Below are 25,489 nucleotides of genomic sequence, written 5' to 3'. Positions count from 1 at the left end.
CGTTTAAGTCGTCTGCTGTGTTTCAAAAGAGCACAGCCAGTCGGTAAATTTTTTTACTGCCTCATCATGCCTGCCGTGCCAAAGCAGTGAATAAGAGCCGGTATTGATCATCCGATCGCCAAACGGCGAAATCAGTCTCCCGGAGTTGAGATGTTTTGCGCAAAAAAGCGAAGGGATCACCGCCAGCCCTAACCCGTCTTCAGCCGCCTGGATCGCGGCAAAGGTGTGGTCAAGCGTAATGACGTTGGACACGGTGTCCTGGCTGTCAGAAAACGCGTCTTGCCAGCTTTTCCACAAATCTTCCCGCGCCCTGATGGCCAGTTTTACATGACCTTCTAACCTTTCCGGAGCGGGTAATGGCCGGGTTCGCAAATACTCTGTGCTGCAGACGAGCAGGCTGGTTTCGTTGAGAAATGGCTGAGCTTTAAGACCTGCAAAATGCGCCGGGTTTCTGCGTATGGCGATATCAAAAGGAACGGAGAGATTCACGGGCCCGATACTTGTAGTGACGTCTACGGTGAGTTCTGGATGCAATTCATTGAAATCCGTCAGGCGAGGCATTAGCCAGTGCATGGCGAATGTCGGCAGGCACTGCACGGTTAGTCGGGCTGAAGGCGCTATAGCGCTTAACTTTTTTTCGGCCTCAGAAAGTTCAGTTAATAACCGGGTTGCTACCCTGGAAAAGGCTTCTCCTGCCTCCGTCAGCCTGACTGATTTATGAGCCCGGAAAAATAAGGGCGTGCCCAGCTGATCTTCAAGGCTTCTTATATGGCGGCTCACGGCACCGGTCGTGATGAACAGCTCATCTGCCGCTGCGCTAAAACTGTTTCTGCGGGCAGCGGCCTCGAAGGCCGGTAGATGAGGAAGAGAGAGTGGTTTTTTCATTAGGTTGAGTTTAGCTCAACCTAATGGTGGCGAAAAGATCGTTTGTCAGAGATACACGTCACTCTTTAACATCAAACAAAACCCATTCCCGGTTAGTAAAAAATGTTAAGTACAAATATAAGATCGGCTGAATTGGCTGATATAAATAATATTATTAAAATTTACTCGCATTATGTTTTGCATTCTACGGTGACATTTGAAATTCAAGTGCCCGGACATGACGAGATGTCTGCCAGATTAAAAAAAGCCTGCGACACACGTTGCCCATTTCTTGTTTGTGAAGTAGACAACCAGGCTGCGGGGTTTGCCTATGCGTCGCTTTATCGGCTGCGTGAAGGTTACCGCTATACCGTTGAGGGCTCTATCTATATCGCTTCTGATTTTCAGGGAATCGGGCTGGGCGTAACGCTGTTAAACGCTCTTTTTGATCGCTGCCGGGCAGCAGGGTTCAAACAAATGATCGCAGTGGTCACGGGTGAAATAGACAGTCCCTCATACAAATTCCATAAAAATAATGGATTTGCTTATTGCGGTAGCTTGAAAAATGTAGGGAATAAATTTGATTCGCTTATAGATACGCACTTTTTCCAAAAGGAAATATAAGTGAAGCCGTTCTTCACGCTTTGTGTGGCCCGTGTCGGCGCCAGTTTTGGCACCATGGCTTTTGCCGGTGCGCTGCCGATTATTCGTGCTGAGTGGCATCTCGATGCATCATCGGCGGGTGCTATCCAGACGGTATTTAACATTTCGAATGCGGTAGGCTTATTTGCAGCGTCATGGCTGTGTGATTATCTCGGTGCGAAAAAGGTCTATTTAGTGTTCTCGTGGCTGGCGGCGGGAGCGTTGTTTCTTTTTGCCTACGCAGCGCATTCATACCTTTCTGCGGCTTTCATCATGACATTGGTTGGATTAACGCAGGGTGGCGCTTATACCCCCGCGATGCTATTAGCCATAAAGATGAGTCGCCCGGATAAAAGAGGTTATTCGGTGGGGCTGATTTTGACCGCCGGTTCCTTTGGTTATCTTCTTTCGCTTTTTATTTCCTCCTGGGGCGCGGCCTATAAAAATGCGTCATTTGCTTTTTATCTCTGTACGCTTGGTGTATTAGTTGGGGCGGCACTCGGTGCTTTAGCATTATCAAATTATAAAGAAGAACTACTCAGAAAGATCCCTGCAAAAAAGGATGCTCAAAAGCACAGCTTTACCTGGGCTGCTTTGCTCTTATTGGTGGGCTATATAGCGCATAGTTGGGAGTTATTAGGGGCCTGGGCATGGACGCCAAGTATGCTCGCTCATGTACTGAAGAATGAAAGTTTTAATCCGGTAACGACCGGGTTAATCATTGCTTTTACGGTTCATTTATCCGGCATGCTTTCAACCTTAATAGTCGGCTCACTATCAGATTATTTTAATCGTACATCGGTGCTGATTTTTATGGGCGCAGCAGGAGCAGTTGGTTCATTGTTTATGGGGATATCGGTTTCATGGGGAATGATGTGGTCAATTGGCTTTGCCTTTCTCGGCAGCTTTTTTATCCTGGGGGATTCTGGCGTCTTGTCTGCGGCTATTGCTGATAACGTCCCGGCTGAAAAACTGGGAAAAATAATGGGCGTTCGTTCTTTGCTCGGTTTTGGCTGTGGTTCTTTTTCTCCCCTGTTATTTGGTGTGGTGATGGATGCCAGTCACAGTTGGTGGCTCGCCTATGCTGTCCCTGGGGTAGGTGGCGTTATTGCTTGCATAGCCGCTATCGTTCTTAAATTAAAAGAAAAATCAAAGTATCGCTTAGCTTGATATCAGGCTAATTCTAACCGGCTGTTCGAACCTGTTTTCTATTCATTGGCATGTACTAGTAACATTGAAACGAGGTGTGAAATGGAAAGTTTGAAAGACTGGAATCCAGCGCTGTATTTAAAGTTTGAGAATGAACGCACAAGGCCGGCGATGGAATTATTAGCCAGAATTAATCATCCGCTAGCTAAAACGTATACCGATATTGGCTGTGGCCCAGGAAACTCAACGGCATTACTCTATGCATTGGCACCTGAAGCGGAAATAACAGGGCTGGACAATTCGCCAGAAATGTTAGCCAGAGCGCGGGAAAACCTCCCCGCTTGTCAGTTTGAAAATGCGGATATCGCAACATGGCAACCTGCTAATAAACAAGATGTTATATTCGCCAATGCGTCTATGCAATGGATACCCAATCATCAGCATGTTTTTCCACATCTTGTGCAGCAGTTGAGCGAAGAAGGCGTATTGGCCGTACAAATGCCAGATAACTGGGGAGAGCCTACGCATACCCTTATGCGGCAAGTTGCGGCTGAATTTGATTGCGCCGATTCAGACCGCGAAGCGTTGCTGACAATCAATGAATATTATGATCTTTTAACCAATTCAGGTTGTGAAGTTGATATCTGGCGGACCACATACTTTCATGTCATGCCATCCATTCAGGCGATAGTTGACTGGCGATCGGGCAGCGGCATGCGGCTTTATTTGCAGGCGTTAACCAGCCAGCAAAGAGAGCGTTTCCTCGAAAGGTATAGCTTCCTTCTTAATGAACATTATCCCGCACAAGCGGATGGAAATAGAGTCATGGCATTTCCTCGCCTATTTATTGTGGCGAGAAAAAAATAAGACAATGTTTTAATTAATATTGCAGAGGTAGTCGTCCCTCTCTTTTCTCCTCTGGGCAATCCCGTCTTGCGTGCCGGAATGATAGATTGTGATATGTTATGCACTATTGCAGCTATTTGAGGGCTAAACGTGACAGATTATGACGCATTGCCTGAACAGCGCCAGGCGATGATCCACCAGATCCTGACTGAAACGGGCAGGGTGATCGGGGCCGATGTGGCGCGGAAGCTGGGCGTGTCCGAGCACACTATCCGCCGGGATCTGCAGGAGTTGGCGCGTCGAGGCCTGTGCAAAAAGGTCTACGGCGGTGCCATCAGCCAGTTTCAGCAGTCTGCCAGCTTTGAAACCCGCGTGTCACAGGATGTGGTTGAGAAGTCCCAGGTGGCGCGGAAGTGTGCCGGGATGATCAAAGCCAATACCTGCGTGTTTCTCGACGCTGGTTCAACCTATCTGGCGATGGTGGAATTTATTTCTGAAGAGCTGGATCTCACCATTGTCACCAATTCCCCGCAGATTGCTGCGGCGCTGAGCGGGCGCACGCGTGGCGAGTTGATTCTGTTGGGCGGCAAAGTGAACCCGCTGACCGGCAGCACGCTGGGTTCCGACACGGTCAATCAGCTGCGCGGCATGGTTTTCGACCAGACCTTTATCGGCGTGTGCGGGCTGGATCCGCAGGCTGGCCTGAGTGCGGTGTATTACGAAGACGCCTGTTTTAAGCGGGAAGTGCTGAGCCAGAGCAACGAGGTGATCGCCGCCGTGACGGCCAACAAGATGTCCCAGGTGGCGCGCTATAAAGTGGCGCCCTGCGAAGATATAGATATTGCGGTGGTCAGCGCCGAAACCAAAATTGCCGATTTCGGCGGCGTTAACCTGCGGATTGAAATCGCGGGCTAGCGAAAGGGCGGCGTGTAGGCCGCCCTGCTTCAACCTTATTTTTGCAGCACCAGCAGGCTTTTGATCGTGTGCTGGACTGCACTTTCATCATTGCTGCCGGTAATAAATCGGGCAGCGGCCTTGGTCTCTTCAAACGCATTACGCATCGCGAAGCTATATTCCGCCTGGGCCAGCAGCTCCAGATCGTTATACCCGTCGCCAAAGGCGAGAGTTTCCGCCGGGCTGACGTTCAGTAACTGCTGGAGCCTTTGCACCGTTGTCCCTTTATGGACGCCGTAATCCGCAATATCTATCCACGCCGCTTCGGACACCACGATGTAGACATCCTGCTCAAATGAGCTGAGTACCGGGCGAGTCTGCGGGCAGTTTCCGGCTTCGTCATAGACGCTTATCTTCACGAAATCACACTCGAGTTCGGCAAAAGAGTCCACCTGCGCCAGGCTGGCGTAGGACTGGCGCATTTTGTCCTGCAGCCGCTGCGGCACGTCTTTGCGAACAAACGCGCTTTCGCTGCTGCAGGCAACAATCACGTGGCTGTCGCTGGCGGCCTCCAGCGTGTCGATAATGCGTAATCCCAGCGCATTCCCGATCAGCGACTCGTAGACATATTCGCCGTTCCTTTTGATGCGCGTGGCGCTGTCGCCGATGATCCATAAGTCTTCACGATAATCGGCGAACAGCTCTTCTACCCGCTGGCACTGCTTGCCGGTACAGGCGGCAAAATGGACGCCTTGTTCCGCCATTAAGCGGTGAGTCTGGGCAAATAATTCACGGTCATAGTCGCCGTGACTATTGAGAAAAGTGCCATCCAGGTCGGTAATAATTAGCTTTATCATGTTGTTATCCCATCGGTAAGTGTTCTGTAGGCGTTTATATTTTTAGTTTTGAAACGAAGGGCAGGTTGCGGTACTTGTTTTGCCACGGCATGCCGTAGCCAATGAGCAGATCGTCGTTGTCCATGATGTAGGCATAACATTGCTCGACGGGGATCTCTACGCGGCCTGGCTTCACAAATAAGGTGGCGATGGAAAGGGATTTCGGGGCGTAATGTTCGATTAAATGCTCGACCAGCCGCTTCATGGTACCGCCGGACTCAATGGCGTCATCCACCAGGATAACGTCCTTCCCCCTGATGCCAATATTGTCGTGATAAACGATAGTGGAGCTGTTATGTCTGTCGCCGGGCGTGTGCGGGCAGGAAATATAGTCCATTGAAATATCGAAGGTGAGCTGCCTGACCAGGTCGGCGGTAAACAGGATCCCACCGGGCACGACCGTGATTACCACCGCTTCGTGATAGCGACTATTCAATTGCCGGGCGACTTTGGTGACGCCATCGGCAATCGTCGACTCATTCATCACGATGTGTCCTACATGATTGTTTCTCACTGCTGCATCCTCGCTAAAGTGTTATTGCTCGTTGTTGCTCGATTAAAATAAGATCTAATGCTCGATTGTGCAATGTTAGCGTGATGACAGCGTATTTTTTGTGATCTAAAACGATCGTGCAGGCAGGGTATGCTCAATACTGCATTACCGAGCATTGAGCAAAGGGATTTACTGGCGGAGATCGAATCGGATTGGCAGCGTGAGGGTGATTTGCGGCTGGCCTGGGGCGATATCGTCCGTGGGGGCGGGCAGCGGAACCGCGCGAGTCGGCAGGGCAAGGGCTTCGCGATCCAGCGCTGGCGTGCCGCTGCTTTTTGCCAGCGCTACGCTGAGGACCTGGCCGTCCCGGTTCAGCGTCAGGCTCAGGTAAACCACGCCCTGGGCCTGCTGGCGCAAAGCCTGAGCCGGGTAATGTTTGAAGCGGTCGAGCCGCTGACGCAGTAGCCCGACCCAGTTCACTTCGCCTGGGCTGGGGGCACTCACCGCGCTGCTTCCTGCCCTGCCGGCGCTTTGCTGCGGGTGGCTGGCCGGGGCGTGGGTTTCGGGTGCAGGTGGCGCAGGGGCTGGCTGCACTTCCGCATCGTGCGGCTTAACCGGCTGAGGTTTGGCGATGACCTTATGGCGCATTTTTTTAGCCACAACGATCTCCGGGTTCGGGGCTTCCACGCTTTTCACCTCCTCTTTCGACTCGGCCTTCTCCTGAGGTGCCGCCGACTGGATCTGTTTGATCTTATCGGGCTGCTTAGCTGGCGTGGCGACAGAGGCCGGATCGTCTGTCGGGAGGATCATCAGCGCAATGGGCGGCGGCGCGGTGGCCGGTTGCTCCTGCGTGGGCCGGTGGGTTAGCCAGAGAAAAACGCCCGCGTGCAGCAAAAGCGCCAGCACCAGCCCGATGCTGCGGCGTGAGGGAGGCAGGCCGTCGGACCAGGCAGGAAAAGGCTGTCTCATCGGCAGGGTAGAAGGCATGACAAAATACTCCGCAGCCGGGTTAAGGCTGTTGTTTCAGTGGGGATAAGAGAGAGGACACGTGAAACGCCCAAACGGGCAGGCTGACATGAATAACGAGACAACTGACATGGATTACCCTGTCACGAAGCATTATTCACTGCGTGAAAGGCTGACCCAGTAACGAGATAGCGTATTTATTCTGACGGGCAGGACGCGGGGTAACGCAGCCAGAATCTGGTCAGTATCCGCCAGCGGGAAAACGCCGGACAGCCGCAGGGCCGCAATATCCTCGTCACAGCGCAGGACGCCGGGGCGGTAGCGGTTAACTTCCCGCAGAAAATCGCCCAGCGGCATATTGTCGGCCAGCAGCTTGCCATGTACCCAGCCAGGCTCTTTTTCACCGCCGTGCAGTCCCCCGGATTCAGCCCCGCTGAGCCATGCGCCCTGGCCCGCCGCGAGCTGTAGCCCGGCGAGGCCTGAGCTGCGCGGATAAAGTCGGACTGCGCCGTGGTAAACCGCCACGCGGGTAAGCCCCGGCTCCAGCTTCACCCGGAATTGGGTGCCCAGTGCGAGCACTTTGCCGTGTGGCGTCGTCACGCTAAAAGGCCGGGGCCATGCCGCCAGCTTTTCCTGCTGCCCGGTAGTAATCAGCAGGTCGCCGCCGAGCAGCTCAATCTGGCGCTGTTGCCCGGTAAAGTGCACGTTCAGCGCCGTTTGGGTGTCCAGCAGCAGGCGGCTGCCTTCGCTGAGTTCAACCTGCCGCTGCTCGCCCGTCCCGGTGCGGTAATCGGCGGTGAACGTTTCCCAGCCGTGCTGCTGTCGTCCCCATTCCAGCGAGCCACCGACCAGCAGCAGAGCGCCTAATCCTTTTAGCGCCCGACGCCTGCCGCTGTTTTTTAATGAAGAGAGGCTTTGCCGCGCCAGTTTGCCGTCAACCTGCCGGAAGCTGGCGCAAACGGCCTCAACGTGCTGCCATGCGCGCTGATTTTCGGCGCTTGCCGCCAGCCATTTTTGCCAGTTGATTTTATCCTGCTCGCTAACGTCGTCCGACATCATCAGCGTCAGCCATGAGGCAGCGGCGTAGGCGCTCTCCCGGTCGATTGCTTGCCCGTTTTGATCAATAAAAGGATGGGAGGTCATGAGCTGAGCGCGAAGAAACAGTGCAGGTTGGCGCGCTGAAGATACTGCTTCACGGAGCTGCTGGAAACGCGCAGGCGCTCGGCGATATCGCTATAGCGCATCCCCTGCAGGTGGGCCAGCAAAAAGGCTTCCCGCACCTGCGGCGGCAGGCCGTCCAGCGCCGCATCAATCTGTTCCAGCACTTCCAGAATCAACAGCCGGGTTTCAGGGGAAGGGTGTTCCATCTCTGGCTGACTGGCCAGCGCCTCCAGCCAGGCCTCTTCGATTTTCTTGCGGCGATAATGGTTGGCAATCAGCCGTCTGGCGACCGTGGCAAGAAAAGGGCGTGGCTGGCGAATGGAGGCCAGGTCGGGGCTGACCAGAATATTAATAAAGGTGTCCTGAGTCAGATCCTGCGCCTGTTCCGGGCAGCCGACTTTATTGCGAAGCCAGTGGTAAAGCCAGCGCTGATGATCGCAGTAAAGCTGCTGCGCAACCTGTTGGGAACGGGACATGATGTGACTCACCATTGATCGGTATCAGGGCGTGATAAATATTTAAATGATAATCATTATTATTTTCATTTCTATATTTTTATGTCAAGAGATTGCGAAGTATTTATGTATTTTTGCGGGCAACGAGAAAGCAGCGCCAGAGCTGACGCTGCGGGTAACACATTAGAACTTCTGCGAAATACTCAGTTTGATGTTGCGGCCAATACCGGACACGGATTCACCCAGGTACGGGTAGTAGTCGGTGTTAAACAAGTTGTCGACGGCAATGCGGGCTTCCATGCCTTTCACCTGCTCCGGCTGCCAGGAGGCAAACAGGCCCTGCAGCGCGTAGCCGCTGGTTTTTGGCAGCGCCCAGATGCCCGCTAACGGGTCGCCATCCTGCGGGGAGCGGTCCTGTTTACGCACCATGTCCATGGTCCAGCCGAACGTCATGTTCCACTCCGGGGCTTTTACGCCCAGCGTGGTGTGGGCGGTGACCGGAGGAATTTCTGCGATCCAGGTTTGGTTGCCCCACGGGTCGCGCGGGGAAGCGTCACGCTGCCCACGGATGGTGGAGAAGGAGAAGCTGCCGAAGATACGGCGGCTGTCGTAAAACGATTCAATCTCCAGGCCCTGAATGGTGTAACCCGGCAGGTTGCGGTAGTTCGACAGCGGAGAACCACAGTTAGCGCCACTTTTCACCGACTGTGCCTCGCACAGCACGCCGCGTCGGTAGAAGATTTCGTCTTTGCCGCGGTTGCGGAATAACGTGGTGCGAATCTGTAGGCTGTCGTCGTCCGCCAGCAGATTGTTGAAGTTCAGGATCATCCCGCCGCGAACGCTGTTGATGGTTTCCACTTTCAGGTCGCGGCTGGAGCCGGACACGTTAGACAGCGCGTACTGCACGGTGTACTGCTCATCAATGGTCGGCGCTCGCCATGTGCGGGTCACATCGGCAAACAGCGATACATTCGGCGTGGCCTTCCAGACCAGCCCAAGTGCAGGCGTAAAGCCGTGATAGCTTTTGCTGCTGTAGTCATGGCCGACTTTAGGATCGCTGCTGTTGTACATCCGGGCGATGTTTGCCTCGCCGGTGTTGGTGACGCTGTCGTAGCGCACGCCCGGCGTCACGGTAACGCTGCCGAGCGTCATGCTGTCCTGCAGATACAGGCCGCGCGTTTGCTGTTCCCCGGCGGGCATGTAATACGGCTGGAAGTAGCCGTAGTTGTAGGCGGCGTTTTTCTTGTAGCCCGGATAGTACATCAGCGCATCGCGTTGGTTTTTATGCCAGCTTGCGCCGATTTCCAGCAGGTGATCCACCGGCCCGGTGCTGAAGCGGCTCTTGTTGCTGACTTCCACGAGGTTGTCTTTGTAATCCACCCAGCTCTCATTGCCGAGCGAACCCAAATAGCTGGAGGCCCCGGCGGAGTCGGGGCGGGTATCATGCTGCTTGGTTTTGGAGTAAGCGTAGTTCAGCGTTAGATCCAGCCAGGGCATGTCCGCTGGGGCCAGGTTCCACTTCACGGAGTAGTTTTCGTCGGTCTGGTTGCGGTACACCAGCTTCCTGCGCCAGGCTTCGTCTAATCCGTATTTGTCGACATCCGCCTGGCTCGGGGCGGCGATGTCGTCCCGCTTGGCGGCGAAGGGCTGCCAGCCGGTGGATTCCGAATGCATGGCTGAAAGCGTCAGCGTCTGTGCGTCGGTCAGGTAGAGATTGGTTTTGGCAAGCCAGGTCCCCTGCCGGTTAGCGGAATAATCAAAGTGCGTGCCGTCCGGGCGGGTAATATTGCCGCCGTCGCGTTTGCTGGCGTAGAGCATGCCGTCGGCAAAGCCTTCCGGCGTTCTGCCGTACAGCGCGCCGCTGTAGATATTCTGGTTGTCGTTGGTGTGGAAACCGTACTTCAGCATACCGCCAAAGTTTTCACCGGGCTGTAAGAGGTCGGCCGCGTCTTTGGTGACGATTTTAATGCTGCCGCCGAAGCCACCGTTGCCGTTGGCGAGGTTAAACGGACCCTTATCGACGTCGATCTGTTTGATGAGCTCTGGTTCGATAAATACCGAGCCCTGGCGGTACTTCTCAAACCCTTTGGGCGCGCCGTCCAGCGTCACTTTGATGTCTTCCATGCCGCCCATGCCCCAGATATTCAGGCTTTGCCCGCCCGGACGCGGTGAACCCGCGGAAGAGACACCCGGCAGCTTATCCAGCAGGGCGGCGACGTTATCGGCCTGAATGCGCTCGATATTCTCTTTTTTCAGCGTTGAGCGCCCGGCCACGACGCTGTCATCCAGGCCGCTGAGCACGGAAAGCTCCGGCACAAGAATCGGCGCGGTCTCGCCGGAGGCTGCCGGCAGGGAAACAAGCCGATAGCTATTGCCGTCGCGCACGGCTTTCAGGCCGCTGCCCGCCAGCAGATGATCAAACGCGCTTTGTACGGAATAAGTCCCTTTGAGACCTGAGGTCGTTTTATTTGACGTTTGATCCGGGGTGAAGACCAGCATTACGTTGGCGTCATTCGCCAGCGTTTGCAGGGCGCCGCTCAAAGGCCCGGCAGGCACGGAAAATGCCTGGCTGGTGGCTGAGGTGGCTTCTGCCGCCCAGGAAAACGTGGGTAAACCGGCGGCCAGCGCCAGCAGGCCGGATAAGGCGATGCCAGACGCTAGCGGGGCGCGAGGGAGCTGTGCAGGTTGGCTCGCGTCGGAAATGGCCGTAGCCTTTCCGTTATTTTTTATCGTCATGATGTATCCCTGAAGGTGAGTCACAAGAAGTACTGCTTCAGAGAGGTCACGCGAGACTGAAAATCAGGCAGAAAATTTTTAAATTAAAAACTGGCTGCTAGTTTTCCATCGTCAGCACTATGCGGAATCGTGCCTTACCGGACTTCATTTTTTGCCATGCTTCGTTGGCCTGCGCCAGCGGGAAAATTTCCGTCATCGGCTGCACTTTGTTCAGCAGGCTAAAACGCAGAGCGCTTTCGGTTTCATACGGCGTGCCGGTCAGCGAACCTTCGACGGACAGCTCCCGGCCAACCAGCATACCCGGAGAGAGCATGAGCGGCTGCTGGCCGACCCCGAGCACCATCAGCTTGCCTTTGGGTTGCAGGGTGGGCAACAGAGAGGACGCGATAGCATTGTCCGTGACCGTGGTGACGATCGCTTTTACGCCGCCGAGCTTTTTCAGCGTTTCGGCAGGATTGCCCAGGCTGCTGTCGAGATAATCGCTGGCACCCAGCGCCAGCGCGGCAGGTGCTTTATCGCCTCCGCGCCCGATGGCGATAACCCGGAAGCCCATTTTGGCGGCATATTGCACTGCCAGGTGGCCTAAGCCGCCAATGCCGAGGATCGCGATGCTGTCGCCGGGCTGAGCGCCTGATTTACGCACCGCGTTAAAGGTGGCTATTCCGGCACAAAGCAGCGGCGCGGCGGCCACTGCGCTTAGCGCATCCGGGATTGCCACAAGGCCGGTCGCTTTCGCCAGCATCATTTCGGCATAGCCACCGTCCTGCGAACTGCCGACGACCGGTTGATGGCTGCAAAGCGTGAACTCGCCGCGACGGCAGGCATCGCATTCATTGCAGTGCCCGCCAAGTCTGCCCACGCCAACCCGCTGCCCAACACACAGGCCAACTGGTACGCCGCTGCCGAGTTTCATCAGCGTGCCGACAACTTCATGCCCCGGCACACGCGGGTAAGCCACGTTTTTTTCCGTGCCGTCGATAACGCCGCCGTCAGCACCACAGATGCCGCAGGCTTCTATTTTTATCAGCACTTCGCCTGCGCCAGGTTCAGGTATAGGGCGTTCAACAAGCTCCAGGCTGCCGTTGCCGCTGGCCTGCATCGCTTTGTAGGTCATTTGCTTTCTCCGGTGAAAAAAAACGGCACCCTCAGGAAGGATGCCGCTTAGGCTCAGGCTTTTGGCAGCGCGTCGAACGCGTCCAGGGCGTGAGCGGTATAGGTCAGTGCCGCCCCCGTGTTCAGCGAAATGGCGACCGCCAGCGCTTCGGCAATCTCTTCCCGGGTTGCGCCGTGTTTTGCGGCGGCCTTAACGTGCACCGACAGGCAGCCGTCGCAGCGGGTGGTGATCGCCACCGCCAGCGCAATCAGCTCGTGGGTTTTGGCGTCCAGGTGGCCCATGGCGGAAGCGCCCGCGTCCATCTTCATCAGCCCTTTCATAAACTCTGGCTGCAGCTTCGCGTAATCGCCCACCACACCCAGTAATTCTTCGCGATGTTCATTCCAGTTCAGCAACATACAAACCTCTCAGTTAATCTCAGGCCGCGCTATAAATGCGGACTTCCGGGGCGGCATTCAGGAATGGTTTCAGCGCTTCAACCACGTCGCGGGTAAACAATTCAGAGCCCAGATAGGCTTCGGCCTGGGCGGCGGTGTTAAAGCCGTGCAGTACCTGGACGTCCTGCTCGCGGATCAGCAGCTCTTTGGAGACTGCACCGTCGATGGTGGTCAGGAAAGCTGCTTTGTACTGCTGGTAAACGCCCGCGGCTGCGGCGCGATTCTGTGCACTGATATCAAGGGTGATTTGCAAATAAGCCATGGTTCACTGCCTCTTTTTGTGTGGCTCATGCCGTTGCACGAGCGGAAATGAAGGAGGAACAGGCGGCAGAACGAAGAAGAAAAAGGCTGCCGCTTGCCTCTCCGTGTTGGCGCATTATGTGAATCAGCTTGAGGGTTAACAAATGACTTAATCTTGACTGGCGAGATAGATTTTCTTCTTTGGTGGATGGTTTTTTTGCTGGCCTGGTGATTCTTGTTCATTGTGGATCTGTTTGCCGGGTGGCGATTGCGCAGAATGGAAAGCCAATTTGAAGGCCTGGAGCCGTTATGCACAACAAAAGCACGTTGCCGCTAAATCAGCCGACAGCTCACCCGCAAACCGAGGCTGGATCAGCGGCTTTTTGGGGATGCTTATTTTTAGCGGCTCGCTGCCTGCCACGCGCGTTGCGGTGCTGGAGCTTGATCCTCTTTTTCTGACGGCAATACGGGCCACGCTTGCGACGCTGCTGGCGGCCGGAACGCTGCTGATTTTGCGGCAGCCAAGGCCGCAGCGGGAAGACTGGTTGCCGCTTTGCCTGGTGGCCGTCGGTGTGGTGCTGGGGTTCCCGCTGCTGACGGCCCTGGCTTTGCAGCACACAACCTCGGCACACTCGCTGGTCTACATCGGCCTGCTGCCACTGGCGACCGCCTGTTTTGGCGTGCTGCGTGGAGGTGAAAGGCCAAAAGCAGCTTTTTGGCTGTTTTCTCTGGCGGGTGCTGCGCTGGTGGCGGGTTTTGCTTTGAGCCACGGAGCAGCGAGTAGTTGGCAGGGTGATGCGCTAATGCTGGGCGCTATTGCGCTGTGCGGGCTGGGTTATGCCGAAGGTGCGGTGTTGACCCGGCGGCTGGGCGACTGGCAGGTGATTTCGTGGGCGTTAGTGATTTCTTTGCCGCTTAGCGCCCTGGCTGCTGTTTTTACCGTTCCGGCTGCGGGAGCCGCCATCAGCCCTCAGGCATGGCTCGCGCTCGGTTACGTGTCGCTGTTCAGCATGTGGATAGGGTTTATTTTCTGGTATCGCGGTCTGGCGCTGGGCGGGATTGCCGCTGTCGGACAGCTTCAATTGCTGCAGCCCTTCTTTGGCCTGTTGCTTGCCGGGCTGCTGCTTCATGAAGAAGTGCATACATCGATGATCGCCGTGATGCTTGGCGTGCTGGTTTGCGTGTTCGGCGCTAAGCGCTTTTCTCGCTAGAAAGAAAAACCGCCGGTGAAGGCGGTTTCTCAGGCGTTAGTCGATATTCAGCTCGGAGAAGCTGGTAATGACTTTGCCGACAATGCCGTAGTCGATAGCTTCTTTCGGCGACATCCAGTAGTTGCGATCGGTGTCCTGTTTCACCTTCTCCAGTGGCTGCCCGGTGGCCTCGGCGATCATCTTGTTCACGCGGTCGTGCATGCGAATGATCTCTCTGGCTTCGATCTCAATATCCGTGGCCTGGCCGCGCACGCCGCCCAGCGGCTGGTGGATCATAAAGCGCGTGTTTGGCAGCGAATAGCGGTGTTTTTTGTCTGCCGCGAGGAAGATGGTGATCCCGGCGCTGGCAACCCAGCCGGTACCGATGATATGGACTTCCGGCTTGATGAATTTGATCACGTCATGAATGGTGTCCGCCGCCTCAACGTGGCCGCCCTGGCTGTTGAGGTACAGCTTGATGGGTTTGTCGTTGATGCTTTGCAGCAGCAAAAGCTGGGCAACCACCTCTTTGGTGATCGCCTGAGTGATTTCACCGGAGATAATAATCGAGCGGGAATCCAGCATTTTTTGCTGCATCAGCCCTGACGCGTTGGCGGGGGTGGCGCTTTCTTCAGGTTCATCTTTTTCTAAATAGGTCAGCATAATCAGGCTCCTGCCAGGTTTATGGCGTAATCAGGGATGCACTTGAGCATAGCACTTCATTCAGACGCTGCACGGCGCGAACGATCTCTTCGTCGCTGTAGCCGCCGAGGCCCAGCAGAATGCCGGACTTCTGTTTTTCAGGCGTAAACATGTGTGACACCGCGCGAACAGCGATTCCGGCCTGCATTGCCCGCTCCACAACCTGATGGTCGTCCAGGCCATGGCGCAGCCAGAGCACCATGTGCATGCCCTGGTCGCAGGGCTGCAGCCAGGCCACGTCTGGGGAAATGTATTGTTCTACTGCCGCCATTAACACGCGGCGTTTTTCGGCATAAACACCACGCATTTTGCGCAGGTGGCGGTCGAGATGCCCCTCTGAAATAAAGCTCGCCAGCACGTGTTGGTCGGCCCCCGGCGGCTGCCTGTCCATCAGAATTCGTGCCCCGCAGAAGGCTGAAACCAGCTGCTTAGGTACCACGGCGTAGCCGAGGCGCAGCGACGGGAAGAGGATTTTGCTGAAGGTGCCGAGATAGATAACGTTCTCCGGCCCCAGGCCCTGCAGCGCCGGGAACGGGTGGCCCGCATAGCGCATCTCGCTGTCGTAGTCGTCTTCAATAATCCAGGCCTGGTTGGCCTGCGCCCATGCCAGCAATGCGGCTCGGCGCGACATGCTGAGCGGCATACCTAACGGATATTGGTGCGAGGGCGTGACAAACGCAGCGCGGGCGTTGGGGGCCAGCTTTTTCCCCAGCTCAACGTCCAGCCCTTCGTCGTCCACGGCGACTCTGACCATGTTGCGGTCGCGGAACATGGTCTCAAACAGTGAGGTCGCCCCCGGGTAGCCCGGCTCTTCCATCCAGACGGCATCGCCTGCCTCCAACAGGATTTGCAGCGTCAGGTACAGGCCGTGCTGGTTGCCGGAGGTAATGATGACCTGCTCCGGGGTACAGCGCACCGAACGTGATTTTCTGACGTATTCACAGATAGCCTCGCGCAGAACCAGAACGCCTTGCGGGTCGGCATAGCCCGACGGGGCACCGGCGCCCCGCGCCCGAATGCGGTTGCCTAGCCTGCGCCACACGTCGTCCGGGGCCGTGTCGCCAACCGGCACGGAGACGGCAAACGGCTTCGGCGCCAGCGTTTTAAGCTGTTCGCCCACTCTGGCAAAGGCCTGAGCCTGGGCAGAAAGTGGGATGGCTGCCGCTGAACGAGCCGCTGGTTCGGGCTGCGGGCTTTCCGGGGCGTAGGCCACGCGGGTGCCGGAGCCGTGTTTCGACTCCAGAAACCCTTCCGCAACCAACTGCTCGAATGCCTCCAGCACGGTGCCGCGCGCCACGCTAAGAGCGCCCGACAATATGCGGGTGGAAGGCAGCAGGTCGCCGCTTTTCAGCTCGCCTTTGTGAATGGCGTTTTTCAGCGCTTTGGCTAGCTGCAAACTAAGCTGCCCGCTGCGGCGGTCAAGCTCGCCAATGGCGGGGGTATCTACGGCTCGGGCTTTACGTGACATGAATTGTGGCTCGGTCATATTGCTATTATCTGGTCCTTAATCATAAACCACTTTGGGCATATGCTGGGCAAAATTACCGCGAATGAAGGTTTGCCCATGTATATTCCTCGCCCTTTTCAGGAACACGATATTACTGTGCTGCAGCGGCTGATTCAGGCTAATCCCCTGGGCCTGCTGGTCGTACAGATTGAAGGTGTGCTGGAAGCTTTTGATATCCCCTTTGAGCTTTGCCCTGATGAGGGGGAATTCGGTACTCTCCGGGCACATATCGCCCGCGCGAACCCGTTGTGGCGAGGCGTTCAGCCCGATCAGGACGTGCTGGTGGTGTTCCGTGGCGCGCAAGGCTATATCTCCCCGAGCTGGTATCCGGGCAAGCAGGAGCACCACAAAGAGGTGCCAACCTGGAACTACCAGACCGTGCAGGCGCGGGGGAGGATTGCGGTGCGGGACGATGCTGACTTTATCCTGCGGCAGATAACTAGTCTGACGCGACAGCAGGAAGCGCAGAGCGATCTCCCATGGCAGGTAAGCGATGCGCCCCCGGCGTTTATCGACTCCATGCTTAAAGCGATTGTCGGGATAGAAATCCCGCTGGCCTCGCTGGTCGGCAAGACCAAGCTCGGGCAGAACAAAAAGCGTGAAGATCAGGTCGGGGCCGCGCAGGGGCTGATGGCAAAAGGTGAAGTGGCCATTGGCGAGGCGATGTTAGCCAGCCTCGCCGGGCGCGATAAAACGTAACCGGATTATCCCGGCAGACGTTTTTTCGGCCTGCCGGGGCCCAGCAGGATCGCCAGTTTTGCCCCGCCCTGGGTGGATTCCATGAGGATTTTACATACGCTGGTGAGCGGCACCGAGAGCAGCATGCCTACAGGGCCGAGCAGCCAGCCCCAGAAGAGCAGGGAGAGAAATACGACGAAGGTCGACATCCCCAATCCGCGCCCCATCATGCGCGGCTCCAGAATATTCCCCAGCACCATATGCACCACCAGGAACAGCGCCCCGACCATCAGCATTTCATAGGTGCCGTTGAGCAGCAAAGCCTGAATCATCGGCGGCACGGCGGAGATCACCGATCCAATATTGGGAATGTAGTTGAGTAAGAAGCCCAGCACGCCCCACATCAGCGCAAATTGCACGCCCAGCAGCTTTAGCCCCAGCCAGATAACTATGCCGGTCAATAAGCTGATAAAGGTCTTCAGCGCCAGGTAGTGGGTAACGCCTTTTAGGGCGCGGTGCATACCGGCGATATGCAGCTTAGGGTTGGCCAGCGCAAAACGGAGTTTATAAGGCACATGGCGCACCTCAAACAGCATAAAAATCACCGTCATCGCCAGCAGAATAACGCTGGCCATCGCCCCGGAAAGCCCGGTCATCAACGTTGTGGCAAAGGTCATCAGCTTGTCGGAGTCCAGCTTTTGCAGCAGGCGTTCCGGCGACAGCGGCAGGTGCAAAAACGGCATCGCATGTTCGATTTCACGCACTTTCTGCGTCAGCAGTTTGTTGAACTGCGGCATTTGCTCCATGAAGTCATTCATCGACGTTGCCAGCACGCCGACCAGCAAAGTGAGCATCACCAGCATGACCAGCACCACGATGGCAATCGCCAGCGGGCGGCTAAGGCCGCGGCGCATAAACCAGGTCACCAGCGGATTGAGCACAATGGCGAAAAATACCGCCAGTAATAGCTGAACGACGATGTCGGCTGCGGCGTGAATACCGGCGAGAATAATCACCAGGGCCGCGAGTTTGAGCAATATATGCAGGCCGGTCTTATCAGGTTGTGGGGCTGTCATGCAGAGGTCCGATCGGGAAAAGGTGCTTTTAGTGTAGTGCTTCCAGGCAGGGCGACGGCGGCAGTCTGTCTGAAAATGAAGGAAAAAAATGGCCCCGCGAAGGCGGAGCCATTGATGTAGCGCGCGGCGATTACTTAATGACGATGGTGTTGATGATGTTTTCCGCGTTGGTCTGCGCCAGCTGCTGGTTATCCGCAGGCAGCGTGATTTGCATGGTCAGCAGTTTATCGTCCACTTTACCAATGATGATGGAGGAGTACGCGGTCTGCCCTTTGGCGGAGATCACGCTGTCCAGTTGCTGCAGGGTGTGGCCTTTAATCTCGATGGATTTGTTGGTCACCACCTGAAGCTGCGGGTCGCGCGCGCGCTGCTGCTCTTCGAGGCCTTTTGCCAGCGTGGCAAGGTCGCTGGTCGGGTTGTCGCTGACAATCACGATCACCGCTTTCTGGCCGGTTGCGTCAGAATAAACGTGCATGTTGTTGGACTGGGTGCCCACCTTGCCGCTCTGATCGCTCATGTCCGCTGGCAGGGCAAAGCTCAGCTTGCCGTCCAGCAGTTCAACTGGCTGACCGCTGGCGCTGCTGGCTTCCGGCGCGCCGGTGGTGGCGGTTTTGCTGTCGTTATTATCACAGGCGGCAAGACCCACTACCAGCAGGCCAATACCGACATATTTTACCAGTTTGCGCATCGCGTTCTTCCTTTCCGTTAGCAAGCCAAAAGGCCAATCCTTGCATCTTAACACAAGATATTCAGCCCGCGTTTAACCAGGCTGCAGCGCGGAGATTTCAGATTTATCTGCGAGGCGTTTCAACAGCATATTCAGCAGAACGCCGTACATCGGCAGGAAGAAAATCAGGCTGATAAGCACTTTGAAGCAGTAATCGACCACGGCGATTTCCACCCAGTGCTGGGCCATAAAGGCGTCCGGGCTGCGCCAGAAGGCGATAAAGAAGAACGACAGCGTATCGCTCACGTTACCGAACAGCGTGGACACCGTAGGCGCCAGCCACCAGCAGTGGTTCTGGCGCAGGCGGTTAAAGACGTGCACGTCCAGAATCTGGCCGAGCGCGTAAGCCATGAAGCTGGCAACCGCGATACGGGCAACAAACAGGTTGAAGTGCATTAACGCTTCAAAGCCCTGCCAGCTTCCCATGTAAAACAGCGAAGAGATGCCATAGGAAATCACCAGCGCCGGGATCATCACCGCGAAAATAATCCGCCGCGCCAGCGGAGCACCAAAAATACGCACCGTGAGGTCAGTCGCGAGGAAAATAAACGGGAAGCTGAAGGCGCCCCAGGTGGTATGAAACCCGAAGACGGAGACCGGAAGCTGAACCAGATAATTGCTGGAGGTGATCACCAGCAAATGAAAAAGCGATAGCCAAAACAGCGCATTAGTGCGCTGGCGAGAGCTGAACTGCATCATGTTGTAGCCTTTTTAGTAGTGGGGTGAGGGAACCCAGTCAAAAATGTAAAGCGCGGGGATGATACTGCTTTAGTTTCTCAATGCAATGGTTAATTTTAACGCAATCGTTCACGCGGCTTGCGCCAGATTTTACCCGGCGTAAACTAGCGCGGTTTTTGACGACCTGAGAGTGCTATGACCGATTTGTTCGCAACCCCTGACCACACGCTGGATGCTCTTGGCCTGCGCTGCCCGGAGCCGGTGATGATGGTGCGCAAAACCGTGCGCAATATGCCCGTCGGCGAAACGCTGCTGGTGATAGCCGATGACCCGGCCACCACGCGCGATATTCCCGGTTTCTGCCGCTTTATGGAGCACGAGTTGGTCGCCAGCGAAACCGATGCGTTGCCTTACCGTTATTTACTGCGTAAGAGCCATTAATTCTCTCCCCAGGCTAATCCGCTGCTCAGAAAAAGAGAGCGGGTGATATGCCAAATCGCCGGGACAGTTTGCGGATGTGGTCGGTGGTTAGCTGGCGTTCACCGCTGAGAATGCGGGAGACCATCGACTTGCTGCCAATTTCTTGCTGAAAATCGCTCTGTTTTAAATGGTGATGCTCCATCAGGGTTTTCAGTATGGCTATCCCGGCAGGTATGGCCTGCATTTCCTCGCGAAATGCCTGCACGTCCGGCTGCGCGTTTTCCCAAGCCTGGATCTTACTACTGAGAATCTCAACCAGGGGACTTTCTGGATCATTGATGAGCAGATATTCGACTAGCTCCAGCGCAGCCAGATAATCTTTTTCGCAGGTGCTGCCCGCCAGCAGCGGAACTGCTGTTTTTAAGGCTTCAGTGGCCTTCAGTGCATCCGCAATCATCGCTTCTTTCCCCGGTGTTTTTCAGTAAATCGCATGTATTCGCTGTGCGTCATTATGTAGCGGATGTAGAACTTCTGGCTGGTAAAAAAGATAAGCGCAATCAGCCTGAGTTCATTTCCGGCTATATTGATGACGTAATGTTTATCGAGATATTTAAAGTTATCCAGCGTGGGATAAACCCGCTTAAGTGATTCCGGCGTTGGGAAAAAGCCTTTTTCCAGCACTTTGCCAAGGATTTGCAGTTCCTGCTTATGTCTGGGAAATTTTTGACCGGCTTCCACAAGCGCCTTAAGCGTAATCAGATGCATCACTTCATCCTGAAGTTGACTGATTGGCAATTAATATGCCCATAAGTTGCCAATCAGTCAACTTATGGGCGGGGATTAATTTTTACACAGGAGCATCCTTGCCCCTGCTTGTGGAGTAAAAACCGGAAGCTGCCTCGAAAACTATTTCTTCCGCAGCAGGCGAATGGCGTTCGCCGTGACCAGTGCGGTAGCGCCTGAGTCTGCCAGCACCGCCAGCCACAGGCCGGTCAGGCCGAGCAGGGTGGTGACGAGGAAAATCCCCTTCAGCCCCAACGCAATCGTCACGTTCTGACGAATGTTGTTGTGGGTCGCTCTGGCAAGTCGCACCATACCCGCCAGTTCGGTCAGGCGGTTGTGGGTCAGCGCGGCATCTGCCGTTTCCAGCGCGACGTCGGTACCGCTACCCATCGCGATGCCGATGGTGGCCGCTTTCATCGCCGGAGCATCGTTGATGCCGTCGCCGACCATCGCCAGCGGCGCGGTGGCATTGAGTTTGTTCACCGCCGCCACTTTGTCTGCCGGCAGCAGGCTTGCGCGGTAATCAATGCCCAGCTCGCGGGCGATTGCCGCCGCCGCACGTGGGTTATCTCCCGTCAGCATCACGCCCTGAATGCCCAGTTGATGAAGGGCAGTAACCGCTTCACGCGCGTCGCTGCGCAAAGTGTCACGCATGGCGATGGTTCCCAGCAGCTGCCCTGAACGCAGCACCACGATCACCGTCTGGCCCTCTTCTTCCTGCTTCGCGATACGTCTTTGCCAGGTTTCGCTGAGTGTCTGGCCGTCAAGTTTGGACGGGGAACTGAGCAGCAGCGTTTCGCCCTGAATGCTGGCTTCTACGCCAACCCCGGCGAGCGCGCGGTGGTTTTCTGCGGCGACAGGAGGCAAGTTGCGCTGTTGCGCCGCGTTGACAATGGCCTGCGCCAGCGGGTGGGTGGAGCCTTGTTCAACCGCCGCGGCGAGCGCCAGAAGCTGGTCTTCTTCTGTTCCTTCTTCCACCGCAATCTCCGTAACCTGAGGTTTGCCTGCCGTCAGAGTGCCGGTTTTATCAAACGCGACCTGCTGAATTTGGCCGAGGCGTTCCAGCGCGGCCCCGCCTTTAATCAACGCGCCTCGACGAGCAGCTGCGGCCAGACCGGAAGTAATGGCCGCAGGCGTGGAGATAACCAGTGCGCATGGGCAGCCGATCAGCAGCAGCGTCAGGCCTTTATAGATCCACGGTTCCCAGCCCTGGCCGAAGAACAGCGGCGGGATGACGGCGGTTAGCAGCGCGAGCAGCATGATGATCGGCGTGTAAATCCGGCTAAAGCGATCGATAAAGCGTTCGATAGGCGCGCGGCGTTCCTCGGCTTCTTCAATCAGCCTCAGTATTCGGTCGATGGCGCTGTCGCCGGGCTCGGAAATCACCTCCAACTGAACAAGGCGATCCACGCTGGTGCTGCCTGCGGCGACTTTTTCGCCCTGCTGGCGCTCTACCGGCACGGATTCCCCGGTTAGGGCGCTTTCGTCAAAGCTTGCAAAGCTGCTGAGCAGGCGCCCGTCGGCGGGGAGTCTGCCACCGGCGGCGACTTCAATCACGTCGCCCGGGCGAAGATCGGCCTGCGCGACGGTTTCGCGCTCGCCGTCCCGGAGGCGAATAGCGACGTCCGGCTTTAGCGCCATCAAGGCGCTTACCCCGCGGCGTGCACGGCTGGCGGCATAGGACTCGAGGCGTTCGCCGATGAGGAACAGCAGCAGAACCATCGCCGCCTCGGCGGTGGCGCCGATAAACAGCGCGCCGATTGCGGCGACGCTCATCAGCGTTTCAATGGCGAACCAGTTGCCGCTGCGAATCAGACGCACGGCCTGGCGCGCAATCGGCCACAGGCCAACCAGCGTGGTGGCGATAAACGCCAGGTTGCCGAGCGGATGGTTGAATTGCTCAAGCCCCCAGCTGATCACCATCAGGACGATAAGCAGGATCAGCGGCAGGTTCTCTTGCAGGCTGCTGCTTTTTTCCTGCTTCGGGGCGCTGGCGTCGTTCAGCGTGTAGCCTGCCGCCTTGACCGCTTTTTCAACGTCGCTGCGGATGTCTCTTGAGGCGCTGACCAGCAGTTTTTCAGTCGAAAACACCACCTGAACTTGCTGCACATCGCTCACCTGTTTCACCGCATTTTCCACTTTGCGTGCGCAGGCCGCGCAGTCCATCCCCGCGACGTGCCAGCTGTAGCGGCTGCCGTTGTCGGCAATTTCTGGCTCTGGTTTTTGTGCAGAGCAGGCGTCATCGGCGCAGCAGGAGGGGCCTTCCGCCTGCAGCGGGCTTAGTTTGGCAAACGCAAACTGCGGTGGCTTTTTGCCGTCTTGAGGTGTGTTGAGCATGGCGCCCTCCGGTAATGATAATTTTCTCATTACCGATGTTACTCTCTGGAGTCAACTCCAGAGTCAAGCGTCTTTTTTTATCGCCCGATGTTTCTGACTGGCCGGCGGCAGTTTTAAGGATTGGCCTTTGCTTCCCCGCGGTGCTTCCCCTAGTATTATCCGCAGGTCGGGATGAGAATGAATTGATGAAAAAACCACTGACAATCAAGGATATTGCGGAGCTGGCTCAGGTGTCTATCGCCACTGTCTCCCGGGTGCTGAACAAAAACAGCTGGGTGGCGGATAAAACGCGTAGCCGGGTTGAAAAAGTAATTCAGGAGCATAACTTCAGCCCGAATCTGCTGGCGCGAGGGATGATTTCTAAGAAAACCCAGACGCTGGCCATTGTCGTTTCCGATATCAGTAACCCTTACTTTGTGATGCTGGTGGCGCAGATTGAGCACGAAAGTTTGCGGCTGGGCTACAAGGTCACGCTGTACGACACCCAATCGGCGAACAAAGCCTCCCGCGAAGCGCCGGTCGTGCCCGAAGAACATATTTTTAATTCCATTACCGACAGCCAGATAGACGGCGTGATCATTCTCGGCGGCAATATCGACTACAACGATATCGGCGAAACCTACCTCCAGGAGCTGAAAAAGCTGATCGCTAGCGTGCCGGTTGTGGTCGTCGGGCGCCAACTGCCGGGGGTGGAATATGCCTGCGTTGAACGCGATCAGGCGGGCTGTGTGCGTTTAGCCACTCGGCACCTGATTGAAAAAGGTTATCGGCGCATTGGTTTTATCGGCGGATCGAAGAATGTGTATATTACTCGTGAGCGGGAAGCGGTATTCCGTGCCGAACTGGAAGCTGCGAATTTACCGGTAGAAAATAGTTTCGTCGTACTGAATAATTTTTATTTACAGCATGGCTACGAGGCAATTGAAACACTGATTTCAACAAATGAAGGCTTGCCGGATGCGATTGTGGCAATTAACGATCATGTCGCCAAAGGCGCGATCCGGGCACTAAAAGATCACAATCTCTCTGTGCCAGATAATATCGCCATAGTGAGCTGTGAATATTTCCCAGGTAGCGAATACTTTATTCCACGCATTACCACTGTTGACCACCAGAATGCTTTGATTGGCAAAGAGGTGATGGCAAGGTTAATGGCGATATTGAATGAAAATTCTGCCGGTATTGCGGTGGAAAAAATTCCTCTTACACTACTGAACGGCGAATCCTGTTAGTTTTCAACGGCGGATCTCTTTTCCAGTCATCCGCCCGTTTCTTCCCCTCACGTTATTTTTTGATCCCGTTAACAGTTGCGCGATCTGGCGTTGACAAGCCTTATCGGACTCCTCTAGCCTAAAACCTGAAAACGTTTTCAGGTTTTGATTACAGGAGAGCCGATGAAACCGACAATGATGACCTACATCCATGAAGAGCAGGCGACGTTAAGCGCCATGTTGTCTCGCTATCCGTCCGATCTTCCGGTGCTCGGTGGGCAGAAAGAGTGGCTGGTGCTGGCCACGGGCTCCAGCATTAACGCGATCAAAAGCGCGAAATACTACGTGGAAAAACTGGCGGACGTTCGTGTCACCGTCGAAGAGCCGTTCCACTTTCAGCATTACGAAAAATTCAGTGACACCACGGATTTGGTGATAGGCGTTTCCCAGAGCGGGGAAAGTACCTCGACCATCAACGCTATCCAGCATATTCGGCAGACTCATTCGGTCAAAACGCTGGGCATCACCAGCAAAATCGGGAGCGAACTTGCCCGCGCTGTGGATCACGTTATCGATATCGAAATTGGTGAAGAACGCGTCGGCTACGTCACCAAAGGGTACGTTGCTACGATCCTGAAATTTATGCTGCTGGGTGTATTTGCCGCTCGCCGCAGCGGGAAGATCAGCGCCGAACAGGAAGCGGCTGAGCTGCATAAGCTGGACGTTGCGGTGAAATCAATTCCGGGCGTAATTGCCGACACCGAAGCTTTCTTCAGCAAATGGCAGGCCGAACTGGCCGCTTCTCCGCGCTTCACTTCGATTGGCTACGGGCCGAGCGTTGGCGTTATCAAAGAGATGGAAACCAAGTTCGCCGAGACAATTCGCGTGCCGTCCCAGGGCGTTGAACTGGAAGCGTTTATGCATGGGCCTTATTTCGAAGTGAACGGCAACCATAGAATGTTCTTTATTGATACGCCGGGCGTGGCTCGCGAACGTTTATTGCTGCTGAAAGCCTATGAGCAGAAATATACCGACTACGTGTACACCATCAAATTAGGTGAGGACAACGATCCGCGCACGCTGGCGGTTAAAGCCGATGTTGATGCGTTTATTGCCCCGCTGATTATGGTTATCCCGTTCCAGATATTGGCGCACCATATTGCCGAGGCAAAGGGTAATAATCTACCGCAGCGGATCTTTACCGATTTTGGTGTATCCGTAAAAAGTAAAACGAAGCCGGGCGATTACGCCTGAGAAACAGTGTTCCCTACACAATAATAACGTCCC

The 25,489-nt window shown here is 55.7% G+C and carries 27 protein-coding genes; 9 read left to right on the top strand and 18 right to left on the bottom strand.

From position 1 onward, the window contains the following. Nucleotides 1–3 precede the first annotated feature (3 nt). Nucleotides 4–885: a LysR substrate-binding domain-containing protein gene (locus B9Y90_RS03405; protein ID WP_085540210.1), complete on the bottom strand. Its 882-nt coding sequence runs from the start codon at nucleotides 883–885 to the stop codon at nucleotides 4–6. Nucleotides 886–987: 102 nt separating this feature from the next. Here B9Y90_RS03405 and B9Y90_RS03400 point away from each other — a divergent pair, with 102 nt between their 5' ends. The 4 genes from B9Y90_RS03400 to B9Y90_RS03385 all read left to right on the top strand — a co-directional run bounded on the left by B9Y90_RS03400 (nucleotide 988) and on the right by B9Y90_RS03385 (nucleotide 4,416). After that, nucleotides 988–1,488 carry a GNAT family N-acetyltransferase gene (locus tag B9Y90_RS03400; protein ID WP_085540209.1) on the top strand — a complete coding sequence of 167 codons (501 nt, stop codon included), beginning with the start codon at nucleotides 988–990 and terminating at the stop codon, nucleotides 1,486–1,488. Next, entirely contained in the window at nucleotides 1,489–2,676 is a 1,188-nt protein-coding gene (locus B9Y90_RS03395; protein WP_085540208.1) for an MFS transporter, read from the top strand. A gap of 90 nt (nucleotides 2,677–2,766) precedes the next feature. Next, entirely contained in the window at nucleotides 2,767–3,522 is a 756-nt protein-coding gene (gene tam / locus B9Y90_RS03390; RefSeq protein ID WP_085540275.1) for a trans-aconitate 2-methyltransferase, read from the top strand. Between the two features lie 129 nt (nucleotides 3,523–3,651). After that, nucleotides 3,652–4,416 (top strand): DeoR/GlpR family DNA-binding transcription regulator, encoded by a 765-nt coding sequence (locus tag B9Y90_RS03385; RefSeq protein ID WP_085540207.1) that lies wholly within the window; start codon nucleotides 3,652–3,654, stop codon nucleotides 4,414–4,416. 35 nt (nucleotides 4,417–4,451) lie between these two features. Here the strand turns inward: B9Y90_RS03385 and B9Y90_RS03380 are convergent, their stop codons facing one another. From B9Y90_RS03380 to B9Y90_RS03340, 9 genes are all read right to left on the bottom strand, one after another. Then, nucleotides 4,452–5,252 carry an HAD-IIB family hydrolase gene (locus B9Y90_RS03380; RefSeq protein WP_085540206.1) on the bottom strand — a complete coding sequence of 267 codons (801 nt, stop codon included), beginning with the start codon at nucleotides 5,250–5,252 and terminating at the stop codon, nucleotides 4,452–4,454. Nucleotides 5,253–5,286: 34 nt separating this feature from the next. Then, nucleotides 5,287–5,805: a phosphoribosyltransferase gene (locus B9Y90_RS03375; RefSeq protein WP_231560170.1), complete on the bottom strand. Its 519-nt coding sequence runs from the start codon at nucleotides 5,803–5,805 to the stop codon at nucleotides 5,287–5,289. Nucleotides 5,806–5,973: 168 nt separating this feature from the next. Next, nucleotides 5,974–6,771, bottom strand: coding sequence for an energy transducer TonB (locus B9Y90_RS03370; RefSeq protein ID WP_085540205.1), 798 nt, complete (start codon nucleotides 6,769–6,771; stop codon nucleotides 5,974–5,976). A 132-nt stretch (nucleotides 6,772–6,903) separates the two neighbouring features. Next, complete coding sequence (locus tag B9Y90_RS03365) at nucleotides 6,904–7,893, bottom strand: FecR domain-containing protein (RefSeq protein ID WP_085540204.1); 990 nt, start codon at nucleotides 7,891–7,893, stop codon at nucleotides 6,904–6,906. Then, nucleotides 7,890–8,402, bottom strand: coding sequence for a sigma-70 family RNA polymerase sigma factor (locus B9Y90_RS03360; protein ID WP_441302645.1), 513 nt, complete (start codon nucleotides 8,400–8,402; stop codon nucleotides 7,890–7,892). Before B9Y90_RS03360 ends, B9Y90_RS03365 begins: the two co-directional genes overlap by 4 nt. A gap of 147 nt (nucleotides 8,403–8,549) precedes the next feature. Beyond that, a complete protein-coding gene (locus tag B9Y90_RS03355) occupies nucleotides 8,550–11,102 on the bottom strand; it encodes a TonB-dependent receptor (protein WP_085540202.1) in 2,553 nt (850 codons plus the stop codon). Nucleotides 11,103–11,199: 97 nt separating this feature from the next. Beyond that, entirely contained in the window at nucleotides 11,200–12,216 is a 1,017-nt protein-coding gene (locus B9Y90_RS03350) for an alcohol dehydrogenase catalytic domain-containing protein (protein WP_085540201.1), read from the bottom strand. A gap of 53 nt (nucleotides 12,217–12,269) precedes the next feature. Further along, a complete protein-coding gene (locus tag B9Y90_RS03345) occupies nucleotides 12,270–12,614 on the bottom strand; it encodes a carboxymuconolactone decarboxylase family protein (protein ID WP_008458624.1) in 345 nt (114 codons plus the stop codon). Nucleotides 12,615–12,633: 19 nt separating this feature from the next. After that, a complete protein-coding gene (locus tag B9Y90_RS03340; protein WP_085540200.1) occupies nucleotides 12,634–12,915 on the bottom strand; it encodes a hypothetical protein in 282 nt (93 codons plus the stop codon). Between the two features lie 349 nt (nucleotides 12,916–13,264). Between B9Y90_RS03340 and B9Y90_RS03335 the strand changes: the two genes are divergently transcribed. After that, nucleotides 13,265–14,104 carry a DMT family transporter gene (locus tag B9Y90_RS03335; RefSeq protein WP_085540274.1) on the top strand — a complete coding sequence of 280 codons (840 nt, stop codon included), beginning with the start codon at nucleotides 13,265–13,267 and terminating at the stop codon, nucleotides 14,102–14,104. Between the two features lie 36 nt (nucleotides 14,105–14,140). On the opposite strand, the gene B9Y90_RS03330 is transcribed toward B9Y90_RS03335, so the two are convergent. After that, nucleotides 14,141–14,746, bottom strand: coding sequence for an ATP-dependent Clp protease proteolytic subunit (locus tag B9Y90_RS03330; protein ID WP_085540199.1), 606 nt, complete (start codon nucleotides 14,744–14,746; stop codon nucleotides 14,141–14,143). A 19-nt stretch (nucleotides 14,747–14,765) separates the two neighbouring features. Further along, nucleotides 14,766–16,253 carry a MocR-like pyridoxine biosynthesis transcription factor PdxR gene (gene pdxR, locus B9Y90_RS03325; RefSeq protein ID WP_085540273.1) on the bottom strand — a complete coding sequence of 496 codons (1,488 nt, stop codon included), beginning with the start codon at nucleotides 16,251–16,253 and terminating at the stop codon, nucleotides 14,766–14,768. A 96-nt stretch (nucleotides 16,254–16,349) separates the two neighbouring features. On the opposite strand from pdxR, the gene B9Y90_RS03320 reads away from it, so the two are divergent. Next, nucleotides 16,350–16,991 carry an FMN-binding negative transcriptional regulator gene (locus tag B9Y90_RS03320; protein WP_085540198.1) on the top strand — a complete coding sequence of 214 codons (642 nt, stop codon included), beginning with the start codon at nucleotides 16,350–16,352 and terminating at the stop codon, nucleotides 16,989–16,991. 5 nt (nucleotides 16,992–16,996) lie between these two features. On the opposite strand, the gene B9Y90_RS03315 is transcribed toward B9Y90_RS03320, so the two are convergent. The 3 genes from B9Y90_RS03315 to B9Y90_RS03305 form a co-directional block, all read right to left on the bottom strand. Next, nucleotides 16,997–18,046, bottom strand: coding sequence for an AI-2E family transporter (locus B9Y90_RS03315; protein WP_085540197.1), 1,050 nt, complete (start codon nucleotides 18,044–18,046; stop codon nucleotides 16,997–16,999). 130 nt (nucleotides 18,047–18,176) lie between these two features. Next, nucleotides 18,177–18,734, bottom strand: a complete 558-nt coding sequence (locus tag B9Y90_RS03310) for a DcrB family lipoprotein (protein WP_008458608.1) — start codon at nucleotides 18,732–18,734, stop codon at nucleotides 18,177–18,179. A 72-nt stretch (nucleotides 18,735–18,806) separates the two neighbouring features. After that, entirely contained in the window at nucleotides 18,807–19,472 is a 666-nt protein-coding gene (locus B9Y90_RS03305) for a 7-cyano-7-deazaguanine/7-aminomethyl-7-deazaguanine transporter (protein WP_039288646.1), read from the bottom strand. Between the two features lie 174 nt (nucleotides 19,473–19,646). On the opposite strand from B9Y90_RS03305, the gene tusA reads away from it, so the two are divergent. Then, entirely contained in the window at nucleotides 19,647–19,892 is a 246-nt protein-coding gene (gene tusA / locus B9Y90_RS03300) for a sulfurtransferase TusA (RefSeq protein ID WP_008458604.1), read from the top strand. A gap of 25 nt (nucleotides 19,893–19,917) precedes the next feature. Here the strand turns inward: tusA and B9Y90_RS03295 are convergent, their stop codons facing one another. The 3 genes from B9Y90_RS03295 to zntA all read right to left on the bottom strand — a co-directional run bounded on the left by B9Y90_RS03295 (nucleotide 19,918) and on the right by zntA (nucleotide 22,991). Next, the gene (locus B9Y90_RS03295; RefSeq protein WP_039288644.1) at nucleotides 19,918–20,328 is read right to left on the bottom strand and encodes a helix-turn-helix domain-containing protein; all 411 of its coding nucleotides are present in this window, start codon (nucleotides 20,326–20,328) and stop codon (nucleotides 19,918–19,920) included. Further along, nucleotides 20,325–20,636 carry a type II toxin-antitoxin system HigB family toxin gene (locus tag B9Y90_RS03290; RefSeq protein WP_085540196.1) on the bottom strand — a complete coding sequence of 104 codons (312 nt, stop codon included), beginning with the start codon at nucleotides 20,634–20,636 and terminating at the stop codon, nucleotides 20,325–20,327. The genes B9Y90_RS03295 and B9Y90_RS03290 overlap by 4 nt, the downstream gene beginning before the upstream one ends. A 141-nt stretch (nucleotides 20,637–20,777) precedes the next feature. After that, nucleotides 20,778–22,991: a Zn(II)/Cd(II)/Pb(II) translocating P-type ATPase ZntA gene (gene zntA, locus B9Y90_RS03285; RefSeq protein WP_085540195.1), complete on the bottom strand. Its 2,214-nt coding sequence runs from the start codon at nucleotides 22,989–22,991 to the stop codon at nucleotides 20,778–20,780. A gap of 14 nt (nucleotides 22,992–23,005) precedes the next feature. On the opposite strand from zntA, the gene B9Y90_RS03280 reads away from it, so the two are divergent. Beyond that, nucleotides 23,006–24,223 carry a LacI family DNA-binding transcriptional regulator gene (locus B9Y90_RS03280; protein WP_254902614.1) on the top strand — a complete coding sequence of 406 codons (1,218 nt, stop codon included), beginning with the start codon at nucleotides 23,006–23,008 and terminating at the stop codon, nucleotides 24,221–24,223. A gap of 162 nt (nucleotides 24,224–24,385) precedes the next feature. Next, nucleotides 24,386–25,456 carry an SIS domain-containing protein gene (locus B9Y90_RS03275; RefSeq protein WP_085540194.1) on the top strand — a complete coding sequence of 357 codons (1,071 nt, stop codon included), beginning with the start codon at nucleotides 24,386–24,388 and terminating at the stop codon, nucleotides 25,454–25,456. The last annotated feature ends 33 nt before the right edge of the window (nucleotides 25,457–25,489 follow it).

The organism is Cedecea sp. NFIX57 (assembly GCF_900177785.1).
Lineage (GTDB): Bacteria > Pseudomonadota > Gammaproteobacteria > Enterobacterales > Enterobacteriaceae > Cedecea > Cedecea neteri_C.
The sequence above is the reverse complement of the archived record's forward strand: the minus strand, read 5'-3'. Positions and strand labels throughout refer to the sequence as shown.

Bases quoted from the DNA above. Each gene is read 5' to 3' on its own strand.
- B9Y90_RS03275 (WP_085540194.1), top strand. From the start codon at position 24,386: ATGAAACCGACAATGATGACCTACATCCATGAAGAGCAGGCGACGTTA.
- tusA (WP_008458604.1), top strand. From the start codon at position 19,647: ATGACCGATTTGTTCGCAACCCCTGACCACACGCTGGATGCTCTTGGC.
- B9Y90_RS03290 (WP_085540196.1), bottom strand. From the start codon at position 20,636: ATGCATCTGATTACGCTTAAGGCGCTTGTGGAAGCCGGTCAAAAATTT.
- B9Y90_RS03280 (WP_254902614.1), top strand. From the start codon at position 23,006: ATGATAATTTTCTCATTACCGATGTTACTCTCTGGAGTCAACTCCAGA.
- B9Y90_RS03355 (WP_085540202.1), bottom strand. From the start codon at position 11,102: ATGACGATAAAAAATAACGGAAAGGCTACGGCCATTTCCGACGCGAGC.
- B9Y90_RS03340 (WP_085540200.1), bottom strand. From the start codon at position 12,915: ATGGCTTATTTGCAAATCACCCTTGATATCAGTGCACAGAATCGCGCC.
- pdxR (WP_085540273.1), bottom strand. From the start codon at position 16,253: ATGTCACGTAAAGCCCGAGCCGTAGATACCCCCGCCATTGGCGAGCTT.
- B9Y90_RS03310 (WP_008458608.1), bottom strand. From the start codon at position 18,734: ATGCGCAAACTGGTAAAATATGTCGGTATTGGCCTGCTGGTAGTGGGT.
- B9Y90_RS03320 (WP_085540198.1), top strand. From the start codon at position 16,350: ATGTATATTCCTCGCCCTTTTCAGGAACACGATATTACTGTGCTGCAG.
- B9Y90_RS03350 (WP_085540201.1), bottom strand. From the start codon at position 12,216: ATGACCTACAAAGCGATGCAGGCCAGCGGCAACGGCAGCCTGGAGCTT.
- B9Y90_RS03315 (WP_085540197.1), bottom strand. From the start codon at position 18,046: ATGACAGCCCCACAACCTGATAAGACCGGCCTGCATATATTGCTCAAA.
- zntA (WP_085540195.1), bottom strand. From the start codon at position 22,991: ATGCTCAACACACCTCAAGACGGCAAAAAGCCACCGCAGTTTGCGTTT.
- B9Y90_RS03345 (WP_008458624.1), bottom strand. From the start codon at position 12,614: ATGTTGCTGAACTGGAATGAACATCGCGAAGAATTACTGGGTGTGGTG.
- B9Y90_RS03360 (WP_441302645.1), bottom strand. From the start codon at position 8,402: ATGGTGAGTCACATCATGTCCCGTTCCCAACAGGTTGCGCAGCAGCTT.
- B9Y90_RS03370 (WP_085540205.1), bottom strand. From the start codon at position 6,771: ATGCCTTCTACCCTGCCGATGAGACAGCCTTTTCCTGCCTGGTCCGAC.
- B9Y90_RS03380 (WP_085540206.1), bottom strand. From the start codon at position 5,252: ATGATAAAGCTAATTATTACCGACCTGGATGGCACTTTTCTCAATAGT.
- B9Y90_RS03295 (WP_039288644.1), bottom strand. From the start codon at position 20,328: ATGATTGCGGATGCACTGAAGGCCACTGAAGCCTTAAAAACAGCAGTT.
- B9Y90_RS03405 (WP_085540210.1), bottom strand. From the start codon at position 885: ATGAAAAAACCACTCTCTCTTCCTCATCTACCGGCCTTCGAGGCCGCT.
- B9Y90_RS03330 (WP_085540199.1), bottom strand. From the start codon at position 14,746: ATGCTGACCTATTTAGAAAAAGATGAACCTGAAGAAAGCGCCACCCCC.
- B9Y90_RS03365 (WP_085540204.1), bottom strand. From the start codon at position 7,893: ATGACCTCCCATCCTTTTATTGATCAAAACGGGCAAGCAATCGACCGG.
- B9Y90_RS03400 (WP_085540209.1), top strand. From the start codon at position 988: ATGTTAAGTACAAATATAAGATCGGCTGAATTGGCTGATATAAATAAT.
- B9Y90_RS03305 (WP_039288646.1), bottom strand. From the start codon at position 19,472: ATGATGCAGTTCAGCTCTCGCCAGCGCACTAATGCGCTGTTTTGGCTA.